We start from the raw sequence: 15,694 nt of genomic DNA, 5'->3' as shown, positions 1-15,694 counted from the left end.
CCTCGGACAGCTGCAAGCCGTCATCGGGCTCCTCGTGCTCGTGGTCCTCGTGACCCTCTGTGCACAGCGGGCATTCGGTAGCAGACGAGGCAGTCGGAGAACCACACACGGCAACCCTCTCGAAGTCATGGACGAGGTGTTCGCCCCGGCGCGGCACAATGCTGTGACGGAACTACGGGCACAGCAGAACAGGGGTCCCGTCACCCCAGTCCCAGATGACGACCCGACAACACACACGTCGTCGATCCAGCCCCGAACCGCCGACGAGCCGTAGCCAGCAGGCTGCTGATAACGACCGCGACAGACGCCGGTGCGTCCGTGATCGCCCTCAGCCCTCAATCAGCCAAGACCCAAGCTCCGCTAGTTCGAACGGCGCTGAACCCGCAGGTCAGAACCGGTTCACGGGGAATGGAGGGGGTACCTCACGGGGAATGGGGCCTACAGGCCCTGCGGAAAACCGCCGATGACCTGCACCAATGCACTTTCGTCGGGAGCCCGCCAGTCGATCGGGCCGGTCCCCCAGGGGCCGGCCCGATCGTCGTTCCCCGGACAGCACGCCCGGTCCTAGGCTGCCCGCCATGACGGAGTTCCAGGTCACCCGGTGGCGCGAGCTGCCCTCCATGGTCGCCGCCCGCGCCGGCGACGAGACGGTGAAGGCGGAGCTGGCGCCGCGGTTCGCCGAGGCGATCGACGAAGCCGCGATGCGGCTGGGTGACACCGGCGCGGACGACTACCTCGCCGGCTGGGAGCGGAGCCCGTGGACCGAGGCGGACGGGAGCCCCGCCGAGGTCCTCGACCGGGTCACCGCCGAGCTGGACGCGGACTGGCCGGCCGACCGGATCGCGGCCTTCCTCGACGGGCTCACGCCGGGTCGGTGACGTCCGCGACCTGCGCACCGAGGTGGCGCACGACGTCGTCGGCCGCCAGCGTCGCGGCCACGCCGTGGGCACCGGCGCCGAGCGAGATCGTGCGGCCGACGATGCGCTCGTCGGCGACGACGGGGAGCGGGACCAGGGTGCCGAACGGCGTGATGGTGCCGCGCTCGTAGCCGGTGACCTCGCGCGCGGCGTCGGCGTCCGGCATCGAGATCCGGTTGACCCCGAGCAGCGCCCTCAGCCGGGGCCACGAGATCTGCCGGTCGCCCGGCACCAGCACCAGCAGGTGGTCGCCCTCGCCGCGCCGCACGACCATCGTCTTCACGATCGCCGACGGCTCGACGCCGCGTACCGCCGCGGCCTCCGCCAGCGACCCGACGCGTCCGTGCCGGGTGACCTCGTGGGGGATCCCGGCCTCCGCCAGGGCCCGCAGGGCGGGTGTCTGCTCGTCCACGCCGTCGAGCGTAGCCACCACATCTGGTGAACCCTCGACACGAGCGACCTCGTCGGGGGCGCCGGGTGCCACGGTGCAGTGTCCGGAGGCGCCACTGCCCGCTCGAGGGGGACCACCCATGACCGTACGCACCCACGCGCGCCGCGCCGCCGCCGCGAGCGCCGTCGTCCTCACGGTCGTCGGGGCCGGGGCACCGGCGGCGCACGCGGACACCGAGACCCGGCAGCGCAGCGTCGTCGCGGAGTGGCTGCAGCTCGGCGCGGTGCCCCAGGCCGGCGGCAACGTCCACGTGGGCCGCGTGCAGGCCTGGCAGACACCCGGCTCGCCCGCCGTCGACGCCGTCTACGGCGAGACGCTCGACTACACCTGCCCCGCCGGCTTCGTGCCCGACGGCCTGTGGCTCGACGCGATCGCCCAGCTCAGCGAGACCTGCACCTTCGTGGACAACCTGGTCATCGAGACCGGTGAGCTCGACCTCCACGTCCAGGGGAAGCTCCGGTCGGCTCGCCTGACCGGAGCCCTGGGCTACATCAGCGGCGAGGCCGCCGGCCCACCCGGCACCCTCCCCGTCGACCTGCGCTGGGCCGCCCCCGGCGACAAGACCCTTGACCGCCAGGTGGTCGGCAGCCGTCCGCGAACCCTCCTGGTCACCACGTCCCGCGAGGCGGCGGTGACCGGCACCGTCGGCGCCACCGCCGTCGGTCCCGGCGACGGGACCAGCGCGGGCGAGGTGCTGCGGCTGCGGACGGTGCAGCGCGACTGACCCCTCGGTGCGAGGATCGCGGTCGTGCGAGCCGTGGTCTACGACGAGGTCAGGTCCCAGCCCGAGGTGCGGGACGTGCCGCCGCCGACGGCACCCGACGGCGGCGTGGTCGTACGCGTCGCGGCGACCGGGCTGTGCCGCAGCGACTGGCACGCGTGGGCCGGGCACGACGACGTCGCGCTCCCCCACGTGCCCGGCCACGAGCTGGCGGGACACGTCGCCGAGGTCGGCTCCGGCGTGACCCGCTGGCGCGTCGGCGACCGGGTCACCGTCCCCTTCGTCTGCGGGTGCGGCCGCTGCGAGTGGTGCCTGCGGGGTGACGCGCAGGTGTGCCCCGACCAGCAGCAGCCGGGCTTCACGCACTGGGGCTCCTTCGCCGAGCTGGTCGCGCTGCACGCCGCCGACACCAACCTGGTCGCGGTCCCCGAGCCGGTCGACCTCGCGACCGCGGCCGGGCTCGGCTGCCGCTTCGCGACGGCGTACCGCGCGCTGGTGGGCCGCGCCGCCGTGCAGGCCGACGAGTGGGTCACGGTCGTCGGCGCGGGCGGGGTCGGGCTCAGCGCCGTGATGATCGCCCGCGCCCTCGGCGCCCGGGTGGTCGCCGTCGACCGCAACCGGGAGGCCCTGGCGCTCGCCGCCGACCTCGGCGCCGAGCACACCGTCCTCGCCGACGGGACCACCGACGTACCGGAGACGGTCGCAGGCCTGACCGACGGCGGCAGCCACGTCGCGGTCGACGCCGTCGGCAGCGAGCAGACCTGCGCCGACGCGATCCTCGCGCTCCGTCGCCGCGGCCGGCTCGCGCAGGTCGGCCTGCTGCCCCCGGTCGACGGGCACCCGCGGGTGCCGATGGCGCGGGTCATCGCGTGGGAGCTCGACCTGCTGGGCAGCCACGGCATGGCCGCGGTCGACTACCCCGCGATGCTGGCCCTGGTGGAGTCCGGCGTGCTCCGCCCGCAGCGCCTGGTCGAGCGGGTCATCGGGCTCGACGAGGCCGCCGCGCTGCTGCCGGTCTTCGACACCGCGACCGTCGCGGGGATGACCATCGTCGACCCGACCCGCTGAGGACGTTCGGCACTGTCCGCCCGCCGCGATCCGACCGACCATGGTGGGGACGAGGAGGCCCACGATGAGGCGCACGGTGGCGGTGGCGGCAGCGGTCGGGGTGCTGGCCGGACTGGGCGGGACCGGGATGGGGCTCGCCCTCGCGTCGGACGGACCGGACCGGGGTCCCCTGGCCCGGACGTCGATGATGGGCGGACCGGGCTCGACGACGATGCGCGCCGCCACCAACGAGGCGACGTGGCTGCGCGAGATGGTCGCCCACCACCGCGAGGCGATCGCCGCCGCCGGCGAGCTGGCCCGCTCCGACCGCCCCGCGATGCGCGCGTTCGGTCGGCGCATCGTCGCCGACCAGTCGGCGCAGGTCGAGGAGATGGAGGCCTGGCTCCGGGACTGGTACCCCGACGAGGCGACGGAGGACCCGACCTACGAGCCGATGATGCGCGACCTCTCCGGCCTCGACGGCGACCGGCTCGACCGCGCCTTCCTGCGCGACATGGTCGGGCACCACATGGCGGCGGTGATGATGGCCCAGCAGCTGCTCGTGCGCGGCACCGCCGAGCACGACGCGGTCAACGACCTGGCCCGCACGATCCGCCACGACCAGGCCCGCGAGATCGCCTGGATGCGCGGTCGGCTCTCCGCCTGGTTCGGCGACGCCGCGGGCGGCTGGTGCGGGATGCACGGCTGACCGTCCGATTTGCACTGAGTGCAACACTGGTGCGGTGACCACGACCACCGCACGCGAGGAGCGCCGCCGCGCCATCCTCGACGCCGCGCGGACGCTCGCGACCGAGCACGGCGCGGACGGCTTCACCGTCGACCAGGTCGCCGCGCTCGCCGGCGTCTCCCGGCGCACCGTGTTCAACCACGTCGCCGGCATCGACCAGCTGCTGGTCGCGGTCTGCGAGCAGATCCTGGCCGAGGTCACCGCCGAGCTGATGGACGCCGTCGACCGCGACACCGTCGACCTGCCCGCCGGCGAGGCTGGCTCGCGCGCGGCGCTCGCCGCGGTGTGCGAGGCGGCGCGAGGCGTCGACCTCCCCACGGCGATCGCCACCATCGGCCGGGTCCTCGGCGGACCGGGCGAGGAGGACGAGCGCACCGACGCGATCTCCCGCACCGCGCTCGAGCACGTCGGCGTGCGCCTGCGCGAGCGGCTGCACGACCGCGCGCCCGCGCTCGACCCGCTCGACCTCGACCTGACCCTCGTGCTGCTGACCAACGGCCTCGCCGCCATCGCCGGCCTCTGGCTGTGCGACCACCCCGACCTCACCCCCGACGTCCCGGACGGTGCCCGCGCCGACTGGGACCGCCTCCTCGACCGCCTGCTCGTCCGCCTCGCGCGCGGCCACGCCGGCTGACCCCCGCCCCCTCCCCGCACCAGACCGAAAGGCCTCCTCCATGGCCGAGCTCCTCTACCGCCTCGGACGCTTCGCCGCGCGCCGCCACTGGACCGTGGTCGGCGCCTGGCTGGCCGTCCTCGCCGTCACCGCAGCGACGTACGTCGCCTTCGCGGGCACGCTCTCCAGCTCGATCACGCTGCCCGACACCCCCACCACGCGGGTCTCGGCGCAGCTCGAGCGCGAGTTCGAGGGCACCGGCGGCGGCAACGGCGCGATCGTCGCCGAGACGACCGACGGCGCAGCCTTCACCGCCGCCCAGCGGCGCGAGGTCGCCGCGCTCCTGGACCGCGTCGGGGAGGTCGACGAGGTCTCGGAGGTGAGCGACCCGTTCGCCACCCAGGACCAGCTCGACGCCTCCGCACGCAGGGTCGAGGACGGCAAGCAGCAGCTCAACGACGGGCTCAACCAGCTGAAGGCGGCGCAGGACCAGGTCGACGCCGGGCGCGCCGCGGTCGAGGCCCAGCGCGAGCAGGCCCGGGAGGCCGGCACCCTCGACGCCGCCGTGCGCGCCGCGCTGGCGGACGCCGAGGCGCAGCTCGACGCCGGCCAGGCACGGATCGACCGCAACCGCGCGAAGGTCGAGGAGCAGCAGCCCGCGCTGGAGCAGGGCATCACCCTGTCCCGCCTGTCGTCGGGCTTCCGCACCGTCTCCGAGGACGGCAGCGCCGCGGTGGCCAACGTGACCTTCGACGTCGCGATCAACGAGGTCAGCCTCGAGGCGAAGGGCGAGATCGAGGACCTCGTCACCGACGCCGACATCGACGGGGTCGCGCTCTACCCGTCGCAGGACATCGCGCAGACCGTGCCGTCCATCCTCGGGCCCGGCGAGGTCGCCGGCGTCGTGGTCGCGGCGATCGTCCTGTTCGTCATGCTCGGCACCCTGCTGGGCGCCGCCCTCCCGCTGGTGACCGCGCTGCTCGGCGTCGGAGTCGCGTCGCTCGCCTCGCTGTCGTTCTCCGGCGTCGTCGACTTCGTGTCGGTGACCCCGGTGCTCGGCGTGATGCTCGGCCTCGCGGTCGGCATCGACTACTCCCTCTTCATCATCAACCGGCACCGCCGCCAGCTGAAGCAGGGCGCCGACCTGCACGAGTCGATCGGGCTGGCCAACGGCACGTCCGGCAACGCGGTCGTCTTCGCCGGCGTGACGGTGATCGTCGCGCTGCTCGCGCTCAACGTCACCGGCGTCCCGTTCCTCGGCCTGATGGGCACCGTCGGCGGCGTCGCCGTGCTGGTCGCGATCCTGATGGCGGTCACGCTGACGCCCGCCGTGCTGTCGCTGGTCGGCCCGCGGATCCTCGGTCGCCGCGAGCGGGCGCGGCTCGCGTCCGGGGAGCACGCGACCGACCCCGCGGCGATCACCGCCCGCGACACCCCGATGTCGACGCGCCGCGCCCTGACCACGCTCGGCGTCGGCGTCGTCGCGCTGCTCGCGGTCGCCGCGCCGGCGACCCAGATGCGCCTCGGCCTGCCCGACGGGTCGACGCAGCCGCCGGACTCCGCGGCCTACCAGGCCTACGAGGTGCAGGCCGACAAGCTCGGCGAGGGCTCCAACGGCCCGCTGCTCGTGGTCGCGGACCTCCCCGCCTCCGTGACCGAGGACGGCGTCGTGGCCGAGCAGGCGACGGTCGCCGAGCAGATCGGTCGGACCTGGAGCGTCGACGCCGTGGTCCCGATCGGCGTCTCGCAGGACCGCACCGCGCTGGCCTTCCAGGTCGTGCCGACCGGCTCACCGTCGAGCGAGTCCACCGCCGAGCTGGTCCAGAACCTGCGCACCCTCGAGCCGGTCACCACCTCCGGCGACCGGGCCACGCTCGGTGTCGCCGGCAACGCCAGCGCCGGCATCGACATCTCCGACAAGCTCGCCTCGGTGCTGCCGGTCTACCTCGTGCTGGTGGTCGGGCTGTCGCTGCTCATCCTGGTGCTGGTCTTCCGCTCGATCCTCGTGCCGCTCACCGCGACGCTCGGCTTCGTGCTGTCGCTGCTCGCGGCGTTCGGCGGCATCACCGCGATCTTCCAGATCGGCTTCCTGGCCGACCTGTTCGGCGTCCACGCGCCCGGGCCCGTGCTGAGCTTCCTGCCGATCATCGCCACCGGCATCCTGTTCGGCCTCGCCATGGACTACCAGCTGTTCCTCGTCTCCGGGATGCGGGAGGCGTACGCCCACGGCGCACCCGCCCGGGTCGCGGTGCAGCACGGCCTGCACGCCGGGCGCTCGGTCGTCACCGCGGCCGCGATCATCATGATCTCGGTCTTCGCGGGCTTCGTGTTCTCCCACGACGCGACCATCAAGCCGATCGGTTTCGGCCTGGCCTTCGGCGTGCTGCTGGACGCGTTCGTCGTGCGGATGCTGCTGATCCCGGCGGCGATGCACCTGCTCGGCGAGGCGGCCTGGTGGCTGCCGAAGTGGCTGGACCGGATCCTGCCCGACGTCGACGTCGAGGGTGCCCGGCTCGAGCGCAGCCACCCGGTCCACGAGGACGGTGACGCCGCGACCGGCACCGACCCCGCGCCGACCGGGCGCCACGCCGCGACGAGCTGATCCGCGCGGGACGTCATGGGAATCGGCGGTGCGGACCACCGAGACCCATGACGTCGCGGCTAGCGCATGCGCTCGGTCGCTGCTTCGAGGTTCCGGACCCAGGTCTGCGCCGCGGCTGATCCGTCGGCGTGGTCGTCCAGGCTCAACAGTCCCTGGACGCACGTCGTCGGGAGGACCGCGGCGAGCCCTCCGCTCTCGCCGTACGCTCCGAGCGCCTCGTCCCAGTCGCGAGGGTCGGCGGAGGAGAGCAGGAACCACGCGACGTCTGCGATGCCGGGTCCCACCCCGACGTCCTCCCAGTCGAGAAGTGCCACCTCACCTGACGGCGACGTACGCATGTTGCGTCCGGACGCGTCGCCGTGGACCAGCGTCGCCGGTCCGGCCGCTCCGGCCCGTTCCCCGGCAGCGGCCACCCGCCCCACCAGCGAGTCGCCGAGCCGACGGACCTCGTCGGTGACGTCAGCTCGCCCCCGGACCTCTGGCCAGCGGGCAGCGTAGTAGCTCTCGACCAGGTCCGAGACGTCCGCTCGCGGAAGCCAGGGGTGCACGGTCGTCGCACGTCCGGTCCAGCGGCGGTGCAGTGCACCCAGAGCAGTGACCGCGGCCACCGGATCGGCTCCTTCGTGCCACGTCGACAGGTCCTCCAGGACGAGGAGGGTGTCGCCGTCCTCGACCTCGGCGTGCACCAGGCCGGGGACCCGGACACCGACGTCGCTCGCCACCTCGCGGTAGAACCGGACCTCGCGGGTGAACATCTGCAGACGGTCCGGGATGGAGCCGGGCTCGGGGGCCTGCCGACGCTTCACGTGGGTGATGGTCACGGCGTCAGCGTGGCACGGACGGCTACATCTGCAGCTCGGGGCTCACCGTCTTCAGCGACCACACCCGCTGCCGGCGGGCGGCGACGGTCGTCGCGAGCAGCGCCACGGCCAGCCAGCCCAGCAGGACCAGCACGTCGGAGAGCACCCGGACGTCCGGGCCGCCGTAGACCAGCTGGCGCAGGCCGTCGACGGCGTACGACATCGGCAGCGCGTGGTGCAGCGGGTGCAGCGCCGGCGGGAGGGTCTGCCAGGGGAAGGTGCCGCCGGCGGTGATCAGCTGCAGCACCATCAGCACCAGGCCGATGAACTGACCGGCCTTGCCGAACCAGGTGGCGAGCGCGTGGACCATCGCGACGAACACGGCCGAGGTGAGGACCAGGAACGCCAGCGCGCCGGGGATGTTGGCCGGCACGATGTCGAGCACCCCGAAGACGATGGTCGACATCACCACCATCTGGGCCGCCCCGAGCAGCACCGGGGCGAGCCAGCCGCCGAGCGCGACCCGCAGTGGGTGCTGGTCACCGGCGAGCGCGCGCGGCGACAGCGGGCGCACCAGCAGGAACAGCACGTAGCCGCCGATCCACGCGGCGAGGCTGAGGAAGAACGGCGCGAGCCCGGCGCCGTACGTCCCGGCCGTGGCGTCGGACCGGGAGTCCACCCGCACGGGGTCGCCGATCACGTCGGCGAGCCGCTCGCGGGTGGTGCCGTCGACGTCCGGGACGTCCGCGGCCCCCTTCTCGAGGCCCTTCTGCAGCCGCTTCGCGCCCCGGTCGAGCCTCGTCAGCCCGGTCCGCAGCTCGTCGGCGCCGTCGGAGAGGCGCGTGGCGCCGTCGCGCAGCTGCACCGCGCCCGTGCGCGCCTCCCCGATCCCGTCGACCAGCTCCGGGACGGCCGCGGCCAGTGCCTCGTTTCCGTCGGCGACCTGGTCGGCGCCGCTCGCGAGCCGGTCGAGCCGCGCGGACGTGCGCCGCACGGTGGCGGTGCCGTCGGCGACCGTGGCGCCGAGGTCGTCGTAGACCGCGAGCACGGCCTGCTGCTGCTCGGGCGTCAGGCCCTGCTGGCGCATCCGCTGGACGAGCTCGCGCCGCTGCTGCACCCGCGCGCGGTCGATCTCCCGCGCGGCGGCGGCGGCCTCGGCGCCGACGTCGGCGATCTGCGCGTTGGCGTCGGCCACCCGGCGGGCGCCCTGCGCCAGTCGCCGCGTCTGCGCCGGCAGCGAGGACGTCCGGTCGGCGATCGTGCCGAGGCCGGTGGCCAGCTCGCCCGCGCCGTCCTCCAGCCTCCCGGCGCCGTCGGCCAGCGTGGCCGCGCCGGAGCGGGCCTCGCCGAGGCCGTCCTCGAGCGTGCCCGCGCCGTCGGCGGCCTGGGCGAGCTGGGTGCGGATGTCGGAGAAGCCGGTCAGGAAGGTGGTCGCCGCCTCCGCGCCCACCTGGCTGGCCAGCGCGTCGCGCACCCGGTCGGTGACGGTGCCGGCGATGGTGGTCGAGAGGTAGGAGTTGGCGTCGTTGGTGAGGAGCGCGAGCCGGGCGCGCCTCGGGTCGAGGTCCGCGTTGCTGGCCAGGGACGCGGAGAAGTCCCGCGGCACGTGCAGCGCGAAGTCGTAGGTCCCGTCCTGCACGCCGTCCTCGGCCTGCGCGAGGGTGACCTCGCTCCAGTCGAAGTCGCCGCTGTCGAGCAGGTCGTCGGCCACCTGGCGTCCGGCGTCGAGGCGGGTGCCGTCGGGCAGGTCCGCGCCGGCGTCCTCGACCACGATCGCCGCCGGCACCTGGTCGAGGTTGCCGTAGGGGTCGTAGTTGGCCCACAGGTAGAGCCCGGCGTACATCGTCGGCACCAGCACGAGCGCGGCCACGGCGAGCTTGGGCAGCCGCCCCGCGGTGATCCGGCGCAGCTCGTTGAGCGCCATCCTGAAGCCGGTCATGCGGAGACCTCCTGCTCCGACGGGGTCGGCTGGTCGGGACGGGGGCCGATGGACGCGGTGCGGTCGGCGCGGTCGGCCACGTGCGAGGCCGCCGTGGGACTGGCGGTGACCAGCACCCCAGCGCCCGCGGCCGCGGCGTCGGCCACCACCTGCCACCAGCCGTCGGGGAGCGCGCCGTGGCGCTCGGGGAGCGCGAGGACGAGGAACGTCGGGCCCCGCAGCAGCGCGAGCCGGGTCATCAGCGCCACCCGCGCGGCCGGCTCGAGGTCGCCGAGCGGCTCGGCGCCGTCGAGGCCGAGGTCGGCGTCGGCCAGCCACGCCGCGACGTCGCGCGCCCATGCACGCCGCCCGGCCATCGCGAGGTCCTCCCCGACGACCGCCCGCACCGGCAGCACCGGCTCCGGCGCGGTGACGCCGACGACGTCGACCAGCGCCACCTCGTGCTGCAGCCGGCGGGCGTCGGCGCGGCCGTCGACGAGCACCTCCCCCTCGACGCCGGCCAGCCGCCCGGCGACCGCGAGCGCGAGCAGGGCGTGCCGGTCGTCGGGGTCGCCGACCGCGAGGGTCACCTCGCCCTGCACGACCTCCAGGCTGGTGGCCGGCAGCAGCCAGGTGCGTCGGCGGCGGATCGCCACCCCGCGCGCCTCGAGGCGTACGGCGACGGGCTGCGGCTCGGGCTGTGGCTCGGGCTCGGCGGGGGTGGTGTCGGTGTCCACGGTGCTCCTGGTGCTGGGGTCGTGCGGCGTCGTGGGGGCGCCCGGACCAGCCTGTCCCTCCGCGGCCCGCGGCACCAGTTCCCGACCCCCTCCGGCGGTGGGACGCTCCTCACGTCGTCGTGACGGGCAGGGTGCGACGATGGGCGCGTGAGCGAACAGCGACCCGTACGCACCTGGCTGACCGACATGGACGGCGTCCTCGTGCGCGAGGAGGACCCGATCCCCGGCGCGAAGGAGTTCATCGCGGCGCTGCGCGAGAACGACGTGCCGTTCCTGGTGCTGACCAACAACTCGATCTTCACCCCGCGCGACCTGCGGGTGCGGCTTCAGCGCAGCAGCGGCATCGACGTGCCGGAGGAGTCGATCTGGACCTCGGCGCTCGCCACCGCGAAGTTCCTCGACGACCAGCGGCCCGGCGGGTCGGCGTACGTCGTCGGCGAGACCGGGCTGACCACCGCCATCCACGACATCGGCTACGTGATGACCGACCAGGAGCCCGACTACGTCGTGCTCGGCGAGACCCGGACCTACTCCTTCGAGGCGATCACCCGGGCGATCCGGCTGATCAACGACGGCGCGCGCTTCATCGCCACCAACCCCGACGTCAGCGGCCCGAGCGCGCAGGGCGTGCTGCCGGCGACGGGAGCGGTGGCCGCCCTGATCAGCGCCGCGACCGGACGCCAGCCCTACTACATCGGCAAGCCCAACCCGCTGATGATGCGCAGCGCGCTCAACCGGCTCGAGGCCCACTCCGAGACCACCGTGATGATCGGCGACCGGATGGACACCGACATCATCAGCGGCCTGGAGGCCGGCATGCGCACGATCCTCGTCGCGAGCGGCCTGACCGAGCGCCACCAGGTGCAGGACTTCCCCTACCGCCCGACCCTCGTCGTCGACTCGATCGCCGACGTCGTCGAGATGGTCACCTCGATGGAGCTGCCGGAGGACGACGCGATCTAAGCGACCGCGTCGTCCCGGTCGGGATCAGGCCGCGCGGCTCGGGACCAGGCGGTGCAGCAGGGTGCGCAGCGCGCTCTGCGGGCGGGGACGCTGCAGCGGCAGCAGGTGGGTGAGGCCCTCGCGCTCGGCCATCAGCCGGACCGCGTCGTCCTCGTAGGCCTGCGCCAGGTCGTGGGCGCCGGACAGGTCGTCGCGCGCGACGGCCTCGTCGATGCGTCCGGCGTAGTGGTCGTGCAGCTCGTTGAGCTCGTCGATCAACCGCATGGTGATCTCTCCTCTGGTGGGGTCTCCTTCCAGTGTGCCGACTCGATTGGAACGATCCAATACGGCGCCGCCGTGATCTTGGTCAAGTCCCTGCCGAGCCGCCGCGACCGGGCTCGGGACGGTCGACGGTCGCCGCGTCCCAGCGGTCGAGGGCGAGGGCCGTGAGCACCGCCAGCGCCACCCCGACGACGGTGAGCAGGGTGCGCTCCAGCGCCAGCGCCACCCCGGAGCCGGCCAGTCCGGACGAGCCGAGGAGCACCAGCATCGGGGCGGCGTACGTCGTCGCGCGCAGGTTGTCGCCGGCCATCCCCCAGGCCGTGGTGAGCACCACGCAGCCGGCAGCCAGCAGCAGCAGGACCGGGAGCGGCACGAGCACCACCGCCACCACCCCGGCGGCCAGGCCGACCACCGTGCCGACGACCCGGTCGCGGGCCAGGGTCCGGGTCTCGTCGGCGGCCGGGCGCAGCACGAGGGACAGCGCCAGCACGACCCAGTAGCCGTGGGTCACCCCGCGCTCGACCGAGATCCCGAGCACCAGTCCGGCGGTCACCGCGAGGGCGACCGCGTGCCGCCAGGCGAGGGCCGCGGCAACGGGCACGGCGGGGGCGCGCAGGCCCAGCACGGTGGCGGTCACGACGATGGTGGCCACGCCGGCGGCGAGGCCGGCCGCCGCCGTCCACCGGTCGTCGGGGAGGCCGGCGGAGGCCGCGACCGCCACCAGCACCGGCACCATCGCCCCGGCGCCGGGGCAGCGCCTGCCCACCGGCGCCTGGGCCAGGGCGACGACGGCCACGGCGAGCGCCACGAGCACCGGGTCCCCGCGAGCGGCGAGCCCCAGCTCCGCCGCCACGACGACCAGCGCCGCGGTCGCGAGGCGGACCCGATGCGTGACCTCGCGGGTCGCGACGGGCAGCGCAGCGGCCACGCCGAGCACGAACCACACCACGCCCAGCGCCCCCACCAGCCAGCCCGTCGCCAGCGCCACCACCAGCACCGGGGCGAGGGCCGCCCCGGCGCCCTTGAGGGCGGGACCGGGCGGGACGCGCGGCACGAGGGTCATCGGTCGGCCCCGGGCCGTGGGCCGCGGCGCGCCCGCAGCAGCAGCCGCACCGCTGCGGCCAGCACGACCACGTCGAAGACGATGTGGGCGGTGGCCACCGCGCGCGCCACCTGCCCGACCGGGTGGACGTCGCCGTAGCCGACCGTCGCGATCGTGCTGACGGTGAAGTAGAGCGCGTCGATCCGGGTCTCGAGGCCCACCATCTGCCCGGTGCCGTGGACGGCGAGGGCGTAGTAGGTGAGGGCGAAGAGCACGAGAGCGAGCTCGATGAGCAGGGCGAGGTGGCGCCCCTCCAGCGCCGGCTCGTCCCCGGCGGCCTGCACCCGCACCTCGCGGACCACGACGTACGCCACCCAGCCGAGTGCGGCGAGGGTGAGGCCGAGCTCGACCGTCAGGCGCACCGGTGAGGGCCGGACCTCCAGCGGCACGGCGAAGTAGGCCACGAGAACCGCCACGAAGGTCGCCGTTCCCCTGGCCCAGGAGCCCCGCGTGACGGCCGGCGTCACTGCAGCGCCGCCGTGAGCCGCATGACGGTGTCGACGTAGCGCTTCCCGGGTCCGCGCTGGGTCCACTCCTCGAGCGTCAGCTCCTTCGCCATCGCGCGGTAGCGGTCCTCGACGCGGCGCACCCCGGCGACGACGTCGGAGCCGGTCATCATCAGCGACACCTCGAAGTTCAGCGCGAACGAGCGCTGGTCCATGTTGCTCGACCCGATGACCACCACGTCGTCGTCGACCGAGAAGTGCTTGGCGTGCAGGACGGACGGCGCGGGGTAGCGGTGGATCCGCACGCCGGCCTCGAGGAGCGCCTCGTAGTAGGAGTTCTGCGCGTGGCCGACCATGAACTGGTCGGAGACCTCGCTGACGAAGAGCTCGACGGCGACCCCACGCCGCGCGGCGGTCGTGACGGCGTAGAGCAGCGACTCGTCGGGCACGAAGTAGGGGCTGGTGATCGAGAGCCGGCGGGTGGCGCCGTAGACGAGCGTGGTGAAGAGCAGCAGGTTGTTCTCCGCCGCGTAGCCCGGGCCGCTCGGCACCACCTGGCAGCTCGCGCCGGCCACCTCGCCCGGCTGCGGGTCGCCGGCCGGCGGGCCGGGCACGACGTCGAGCACGCCCCCGGTCTCGAGCGCCCAGTCGGAGGCGAAGACCGCCTCGAGCGAGGCCACGACCGGCCCGCGCAGCCGGACCATGAGCTCGACCCACTCCCGACCGAGGCGGTGGTTCTTCGGCTTGTTGTAGCCGGGCTCGGTGAGGTTCTGCGAGCCGGTGAAGCCGACGAGGCCGTCGACGACGAGCAGCTTGCGGTGGTTGCGCAGGTCGGGCCGGCGGAACTTCCCCTGCAGCGGCGCGATCGGCAGCATCGGGTGCCAGTCGATCCCGGCCGCGTCGAGGGCGCGGCGCAGGTCGGGCCAGCCGGGGATGCCGCGCGACCCGAGGTGGTCGAGGAGCAGCCGGACCGCCACCCCGCGCCGCACGGCGTCGCCGAGCGCGTCGAGCAGCGGGCGGGTGAGGTCGTCGAGCGCCGTGATGTAGAACTCGACGTGGACGTAGCGCTCCGCCGCGCGCACCGCGTCGGTCATCGCGGCGATCGAGCCGGCGTAGTCGTCGAGCAGGGTGACGGTGTTGTCGTGGCTGAGCGGCAGCGACGCGAGGTGGTGGTTGAGCCGCACCGCGGAGGTGACGTACGCCGGCACGTCGCGCGGCTCCTCCCGCGGCTGGAGCGGGGTCGCGCGGTCGGCGATGACCGCGTTGATCCGGCGCAGCCGCTGCTCGCGACGCCGGCCGAGCCGCGCGCTGCCGAAGAACGCGAACGCGACCAGCCCGATCGCCGGGGTGAGCAGGACCAGCAGCAGCCACGCCATCCCGGTGGACGGCTTGCGCCGCGCCGGGATGATGCCGAGCGCCGCGACCCTGAGCGCGATCCCGACCACGACGGACAGCGACGCCAGCACGGCGAGCACGGTCGTCACGGCGCGACCGCGCTCGTCGTGGCGGTCGGGCAGGGCGCGTCGTCGGGCGCCAGCACCCGGCCGAGGACAGCGCTCGCGACGATGCTCGCCGAGACGACGATCAGCCACGAGACGAGCGCGAGGGCGGCGCCGATGACGCCGTAGTTGTCGGCGTTGCGGGTGACCAGGCCGGGCAGCCAGATCGCGGTGCCCCAGCCGACCAGCACCTGCACGACCGCGCTCGCGGCCGCGCCCGGCAGCAGCCGGCGCAGCGGCACCCGCCGGCCGAGCATCAGGTGCGAGGCGAGCGCCCAGCCGCCCACGGCCACGGCGAGCTGGACCACCACGACCAGCGGCGTCAGGAGCGGCCCCTCCTCGAGCCGGCTGCCGAGCCACGACAGCCCGAACAGGACGACGAGCAGCACGACGAGGCCGACCGTCCGCTGGCCGGTGCCGCGGATGCCGGTCCTGGGCAGCGACCACGCGGCGGCGAAGGTGCGCTGCAGCGAGCGGGCGAAGCTGTTGGTGGTCCACAGCAGCACCACGGCGCTCAGCACGGTGATGCCGCCGGTCGCGTCGGGCGGGCGGTCGAAGAGGATCCGCACCGACGCCTCGGCGCTGCCGTCGAGGTCGAAACGACGCACCAGGTAGGTGCCGACGGCGTCCGCGCCGCCAGTCCCGGAGACCGTGGCCAGGACGATCAGCAGCGGGATCACCGCGATGAACGCCTGCCCGGCGAGCATCAGCACGCGGTCGCGGCCGTCGACGGCGAGGAACACCCGGACCAGCCGCACCGGCACGGTGTGCTCGAAGCGGCGCGACATCTCGAGCGCAGTGTCCACGAGCGGGCGTGGAGCCGGAGCCGGCATGTCCCGACGATAGCGGTGGCGGGGCGCTGCCGCAGC

16 protein-coding genes are annotated in these 15,694 nt (G+C 74.4%); 7 read left to right on the top strand and 9 right to left on the bottom strand.

Annotated elements, in window-relative coordinates:
- Positions 1-578 precede the first annotated feature (578 nt).
- On the top strand, positions 579-878 hold the full coding sequence (locus LN652_RS13870) for a virulence factor (RefSeq protein ID WP_230441208.1): 300 nt from the start codon (positions 579-581) through the stop codon (positions 876-878).
- Here LN652_RS13870 and LN652_RS13865 read toward each other — a convergent pair.
- Complete coding sequence (locus LN652_RS13865; protein WP_230441207.1) at positions 862-1,329, bottom strand: aminoacyl-tRNA deacylase; 468 nt, start codon at positions 1,327-1,329, stop codon at positions 862-864. The genes LN652_RS13870 and LN652_RS13865 overlap by 17 nt on opposite strands.
- 118 nt (positions 1,330-1,447) lie before the next feature.
- Between LN652_RS13865 and LN652_RS13860 the strand changes: the two genes are divergently transcribed.
- From LN652_RS13860 to LN652_RS13840, 5 genes are all read left to right on the top strand, one after another.
- Positions 1,448-2,092 (top strand): hypothetical protein, encoded by a 645-nt coding sequence (locus tag LN652_RS13860; protein ID WP_230441206.1) that lies wholly within the window; start codon positions 1,448-1,450, stop codon positions 2,090-2,092.
- Positions 2,093-2,116: 24 nt separating this feature from the next.
- Positions 2,117-3,157: a zinc-binding dehydrogenase gene (locus LN652_RS13855; RefSeq protein WP_230441205.1), complete on the top strand. Its 1,041-nt coding sequence runs from the start codon at positions 2,117-2,119 to the stop codon at positions 3,155-3,157.
- Positions 3,158-3,221: 64 nt separating this feature from the next.
- Positions 3,222-3,845, top strand: a complete 624-nt coding sequence (locus tag LN652_RS13850) for a DUF305 domain-containing protein (RefSeq protein ID WP_230441204.1) — start codon at positions 3,222-3,224, stop codon at positions 3,843-3,845.
- 34 nt (positions 3,846-3,879) lie between these two features.
- Complete coding sequence (locus LN652_RS13845) at positions 3,880-4,518, top strand: TetR/AcrR family transcriptional regulator (protein WP_230441203.1); 639 nt, start codon at positions 3,880-3,882, stop codon at positions 4,516-4,518.
- Between the two features lie 40 nt (positions 4,519-4,558).
- Positions 4,559-7,099 carry an MMPL family transporter gene (locus LN652_RS13840; RefSeq protein WP_230441202.1) on the top strand — a complete coding sequence of 847 codons (2,541 nt, stop codon included), beginning with the start codon at positions 4,559-4,561 and terminating at the stop codon, positions 7,097-7,099.
- Between the two features lie 59 nt (positions 7,100-7,158).
- Here the strand turns inward: LN652_RS13840 and LN652_RS13835 are convergent, their stop codons facing one another.
- The 3 genes from LN652_RS13835 to LN652_RS13825 are packed head-to-tail and all read right to left on the bottom strand — an operon-like array spanning position 7,159 to position 10,554.
- A complete protein-coding gene (locus tag LN652_RS13835; RefSeq protein WP_230441201.1) occupies positions 7,159-7,920 on the bottom strand; it encodes a phosphotransferase family protein in 762 nt (253 codons plus the stop codon).
- A gap of 22 nt (positions 7,921-7,942) precedes the next feature.
- Positions 7,943-9,838 carry a YhgE/Pip domain-containing protein gene (locus tag LN652_RS13830; protein WP_230441200.1) on the bottom strand — a complete coding sequence of 632 codons (1,896 nt, stop codon included), beginning with the start codon at positions 9,836-9,838 and terminating at the stop codon, positions 7,943-7,945.
- The gene (locus LN652_RS13825; RefSeq protein ID WP_230441199.1) at positions 9,835-10,554 is read right to left on the bottom strand and encodes a hypothetical protein; all 720 of its coding nucleotides are present in this window, start codon (positions 10,552-10,554) and stop codon (positions 9,835-9,837) included. The genes LN652_RS13830 and LN652_RS13825 overlap by 4 nt, the downstream gene beginning before the upstream one ends.
- Before the next feature lie 186 nt (positions 10,555-10,740).
- Between LN652_RS13825 and LN652_RS13820 the strand changes: the two genes are divergently transcribed.
- A complete protein-coding gene (locus LN652_RS13820) occupies positions 10,741-11,517 on the top strand; it encodes an HAD-IIA family hydrolase (protein WP_230444748.1) in 777 nt (258 codons plus the stop codon).
- A 24-nt stretch (positions 11,518-11,541) separates the two neighbouring features.
- Here the strand turns inward: LN652_RS13820 and LN652_RS13815 are convergent, their stop codons facing one another.
- The 5 genes from LN652_RS13815 to LN652_RS13795 all read right to left on the bottom strand — a co-directional run bounded on the left by LN652_RS13815 (position 11,542) and on the right by LN652_RS13795 (position 15,631).
- The gene (locus LN652_RS13815) at positions 11,542-11,781 is read right to left on the bottom strand and encodes a hypothetical protein (RefSeq protein ID WP_230441198.1); all 240 of its coding nucleotides are present in this window, start codon (positions 11,779-11,781) and stop codon (positions 11,542-11,544) included.
- An 82-nt stretch (positions 11,782-11,863) separates the two neighbouring features.
- Complete coding sequence (locus LN652_RS13810) at positions 11,864-12,841, bottom strand: FUSC family protein (protein WP_230441197.1); 978 nt, start codon at positions 12,839-12,841, stop codon at positions 11,864-11,866.
- Complete coding sequence (locus LN652_RS13805; protein ID WP_230441196.1) at positions 12,838-13,296, bottom strand: potassium channel family protein; 459 nt, start codon at positions 13,294-13,296, stop codon at positions 12,838-12,840. Before LN652_RS13805 ends, LN652_RS13810 begins: the two co-directional genes overlap by 4 nt.
- Before the next feature lie 47 nt (positions 13,297-13,343).
- Positions 13,344-14,810, bottom strand: coding sequence for a cardiolipin synthase (gene cls, locus LN652_RS13800; RefSeq protein ID WP_230441195.1), 1,467 nt, complete (start codon positions 14,808-14,810; stop codon positions 13,344-13,346).
- Complete coding sequence (locus LN652_RS13795; RefSeq protein WP_230441194.1) at positions 14,807-15,631, bottom strand: YhjD/YihY/BrkB family envelope integrity protein; 825 nt, start codon at positions 15,629-15,631, stop codon at positions 14,807-14,809. The genes cls and LN652_RS13795 overlap by 4 nt, the downstream gene beginning before the upstream one ends.
- Positions 15,632-15,694: the final 63 nt, after the last annotated feature.

Source organism: Nocardioides okcheonensis (genome assembly GCF_020991065.1).
GTDB classification, from domain to species: Bacteria; Actinomycetota; Actinomycetes; order Propionibacteriales; family Nocardioidaceae; genus Nocardioides; species Nocardioides okcheonensis.
This window is presented reverse-complemented; position numbering and strand designations above follow the sequence as displayed.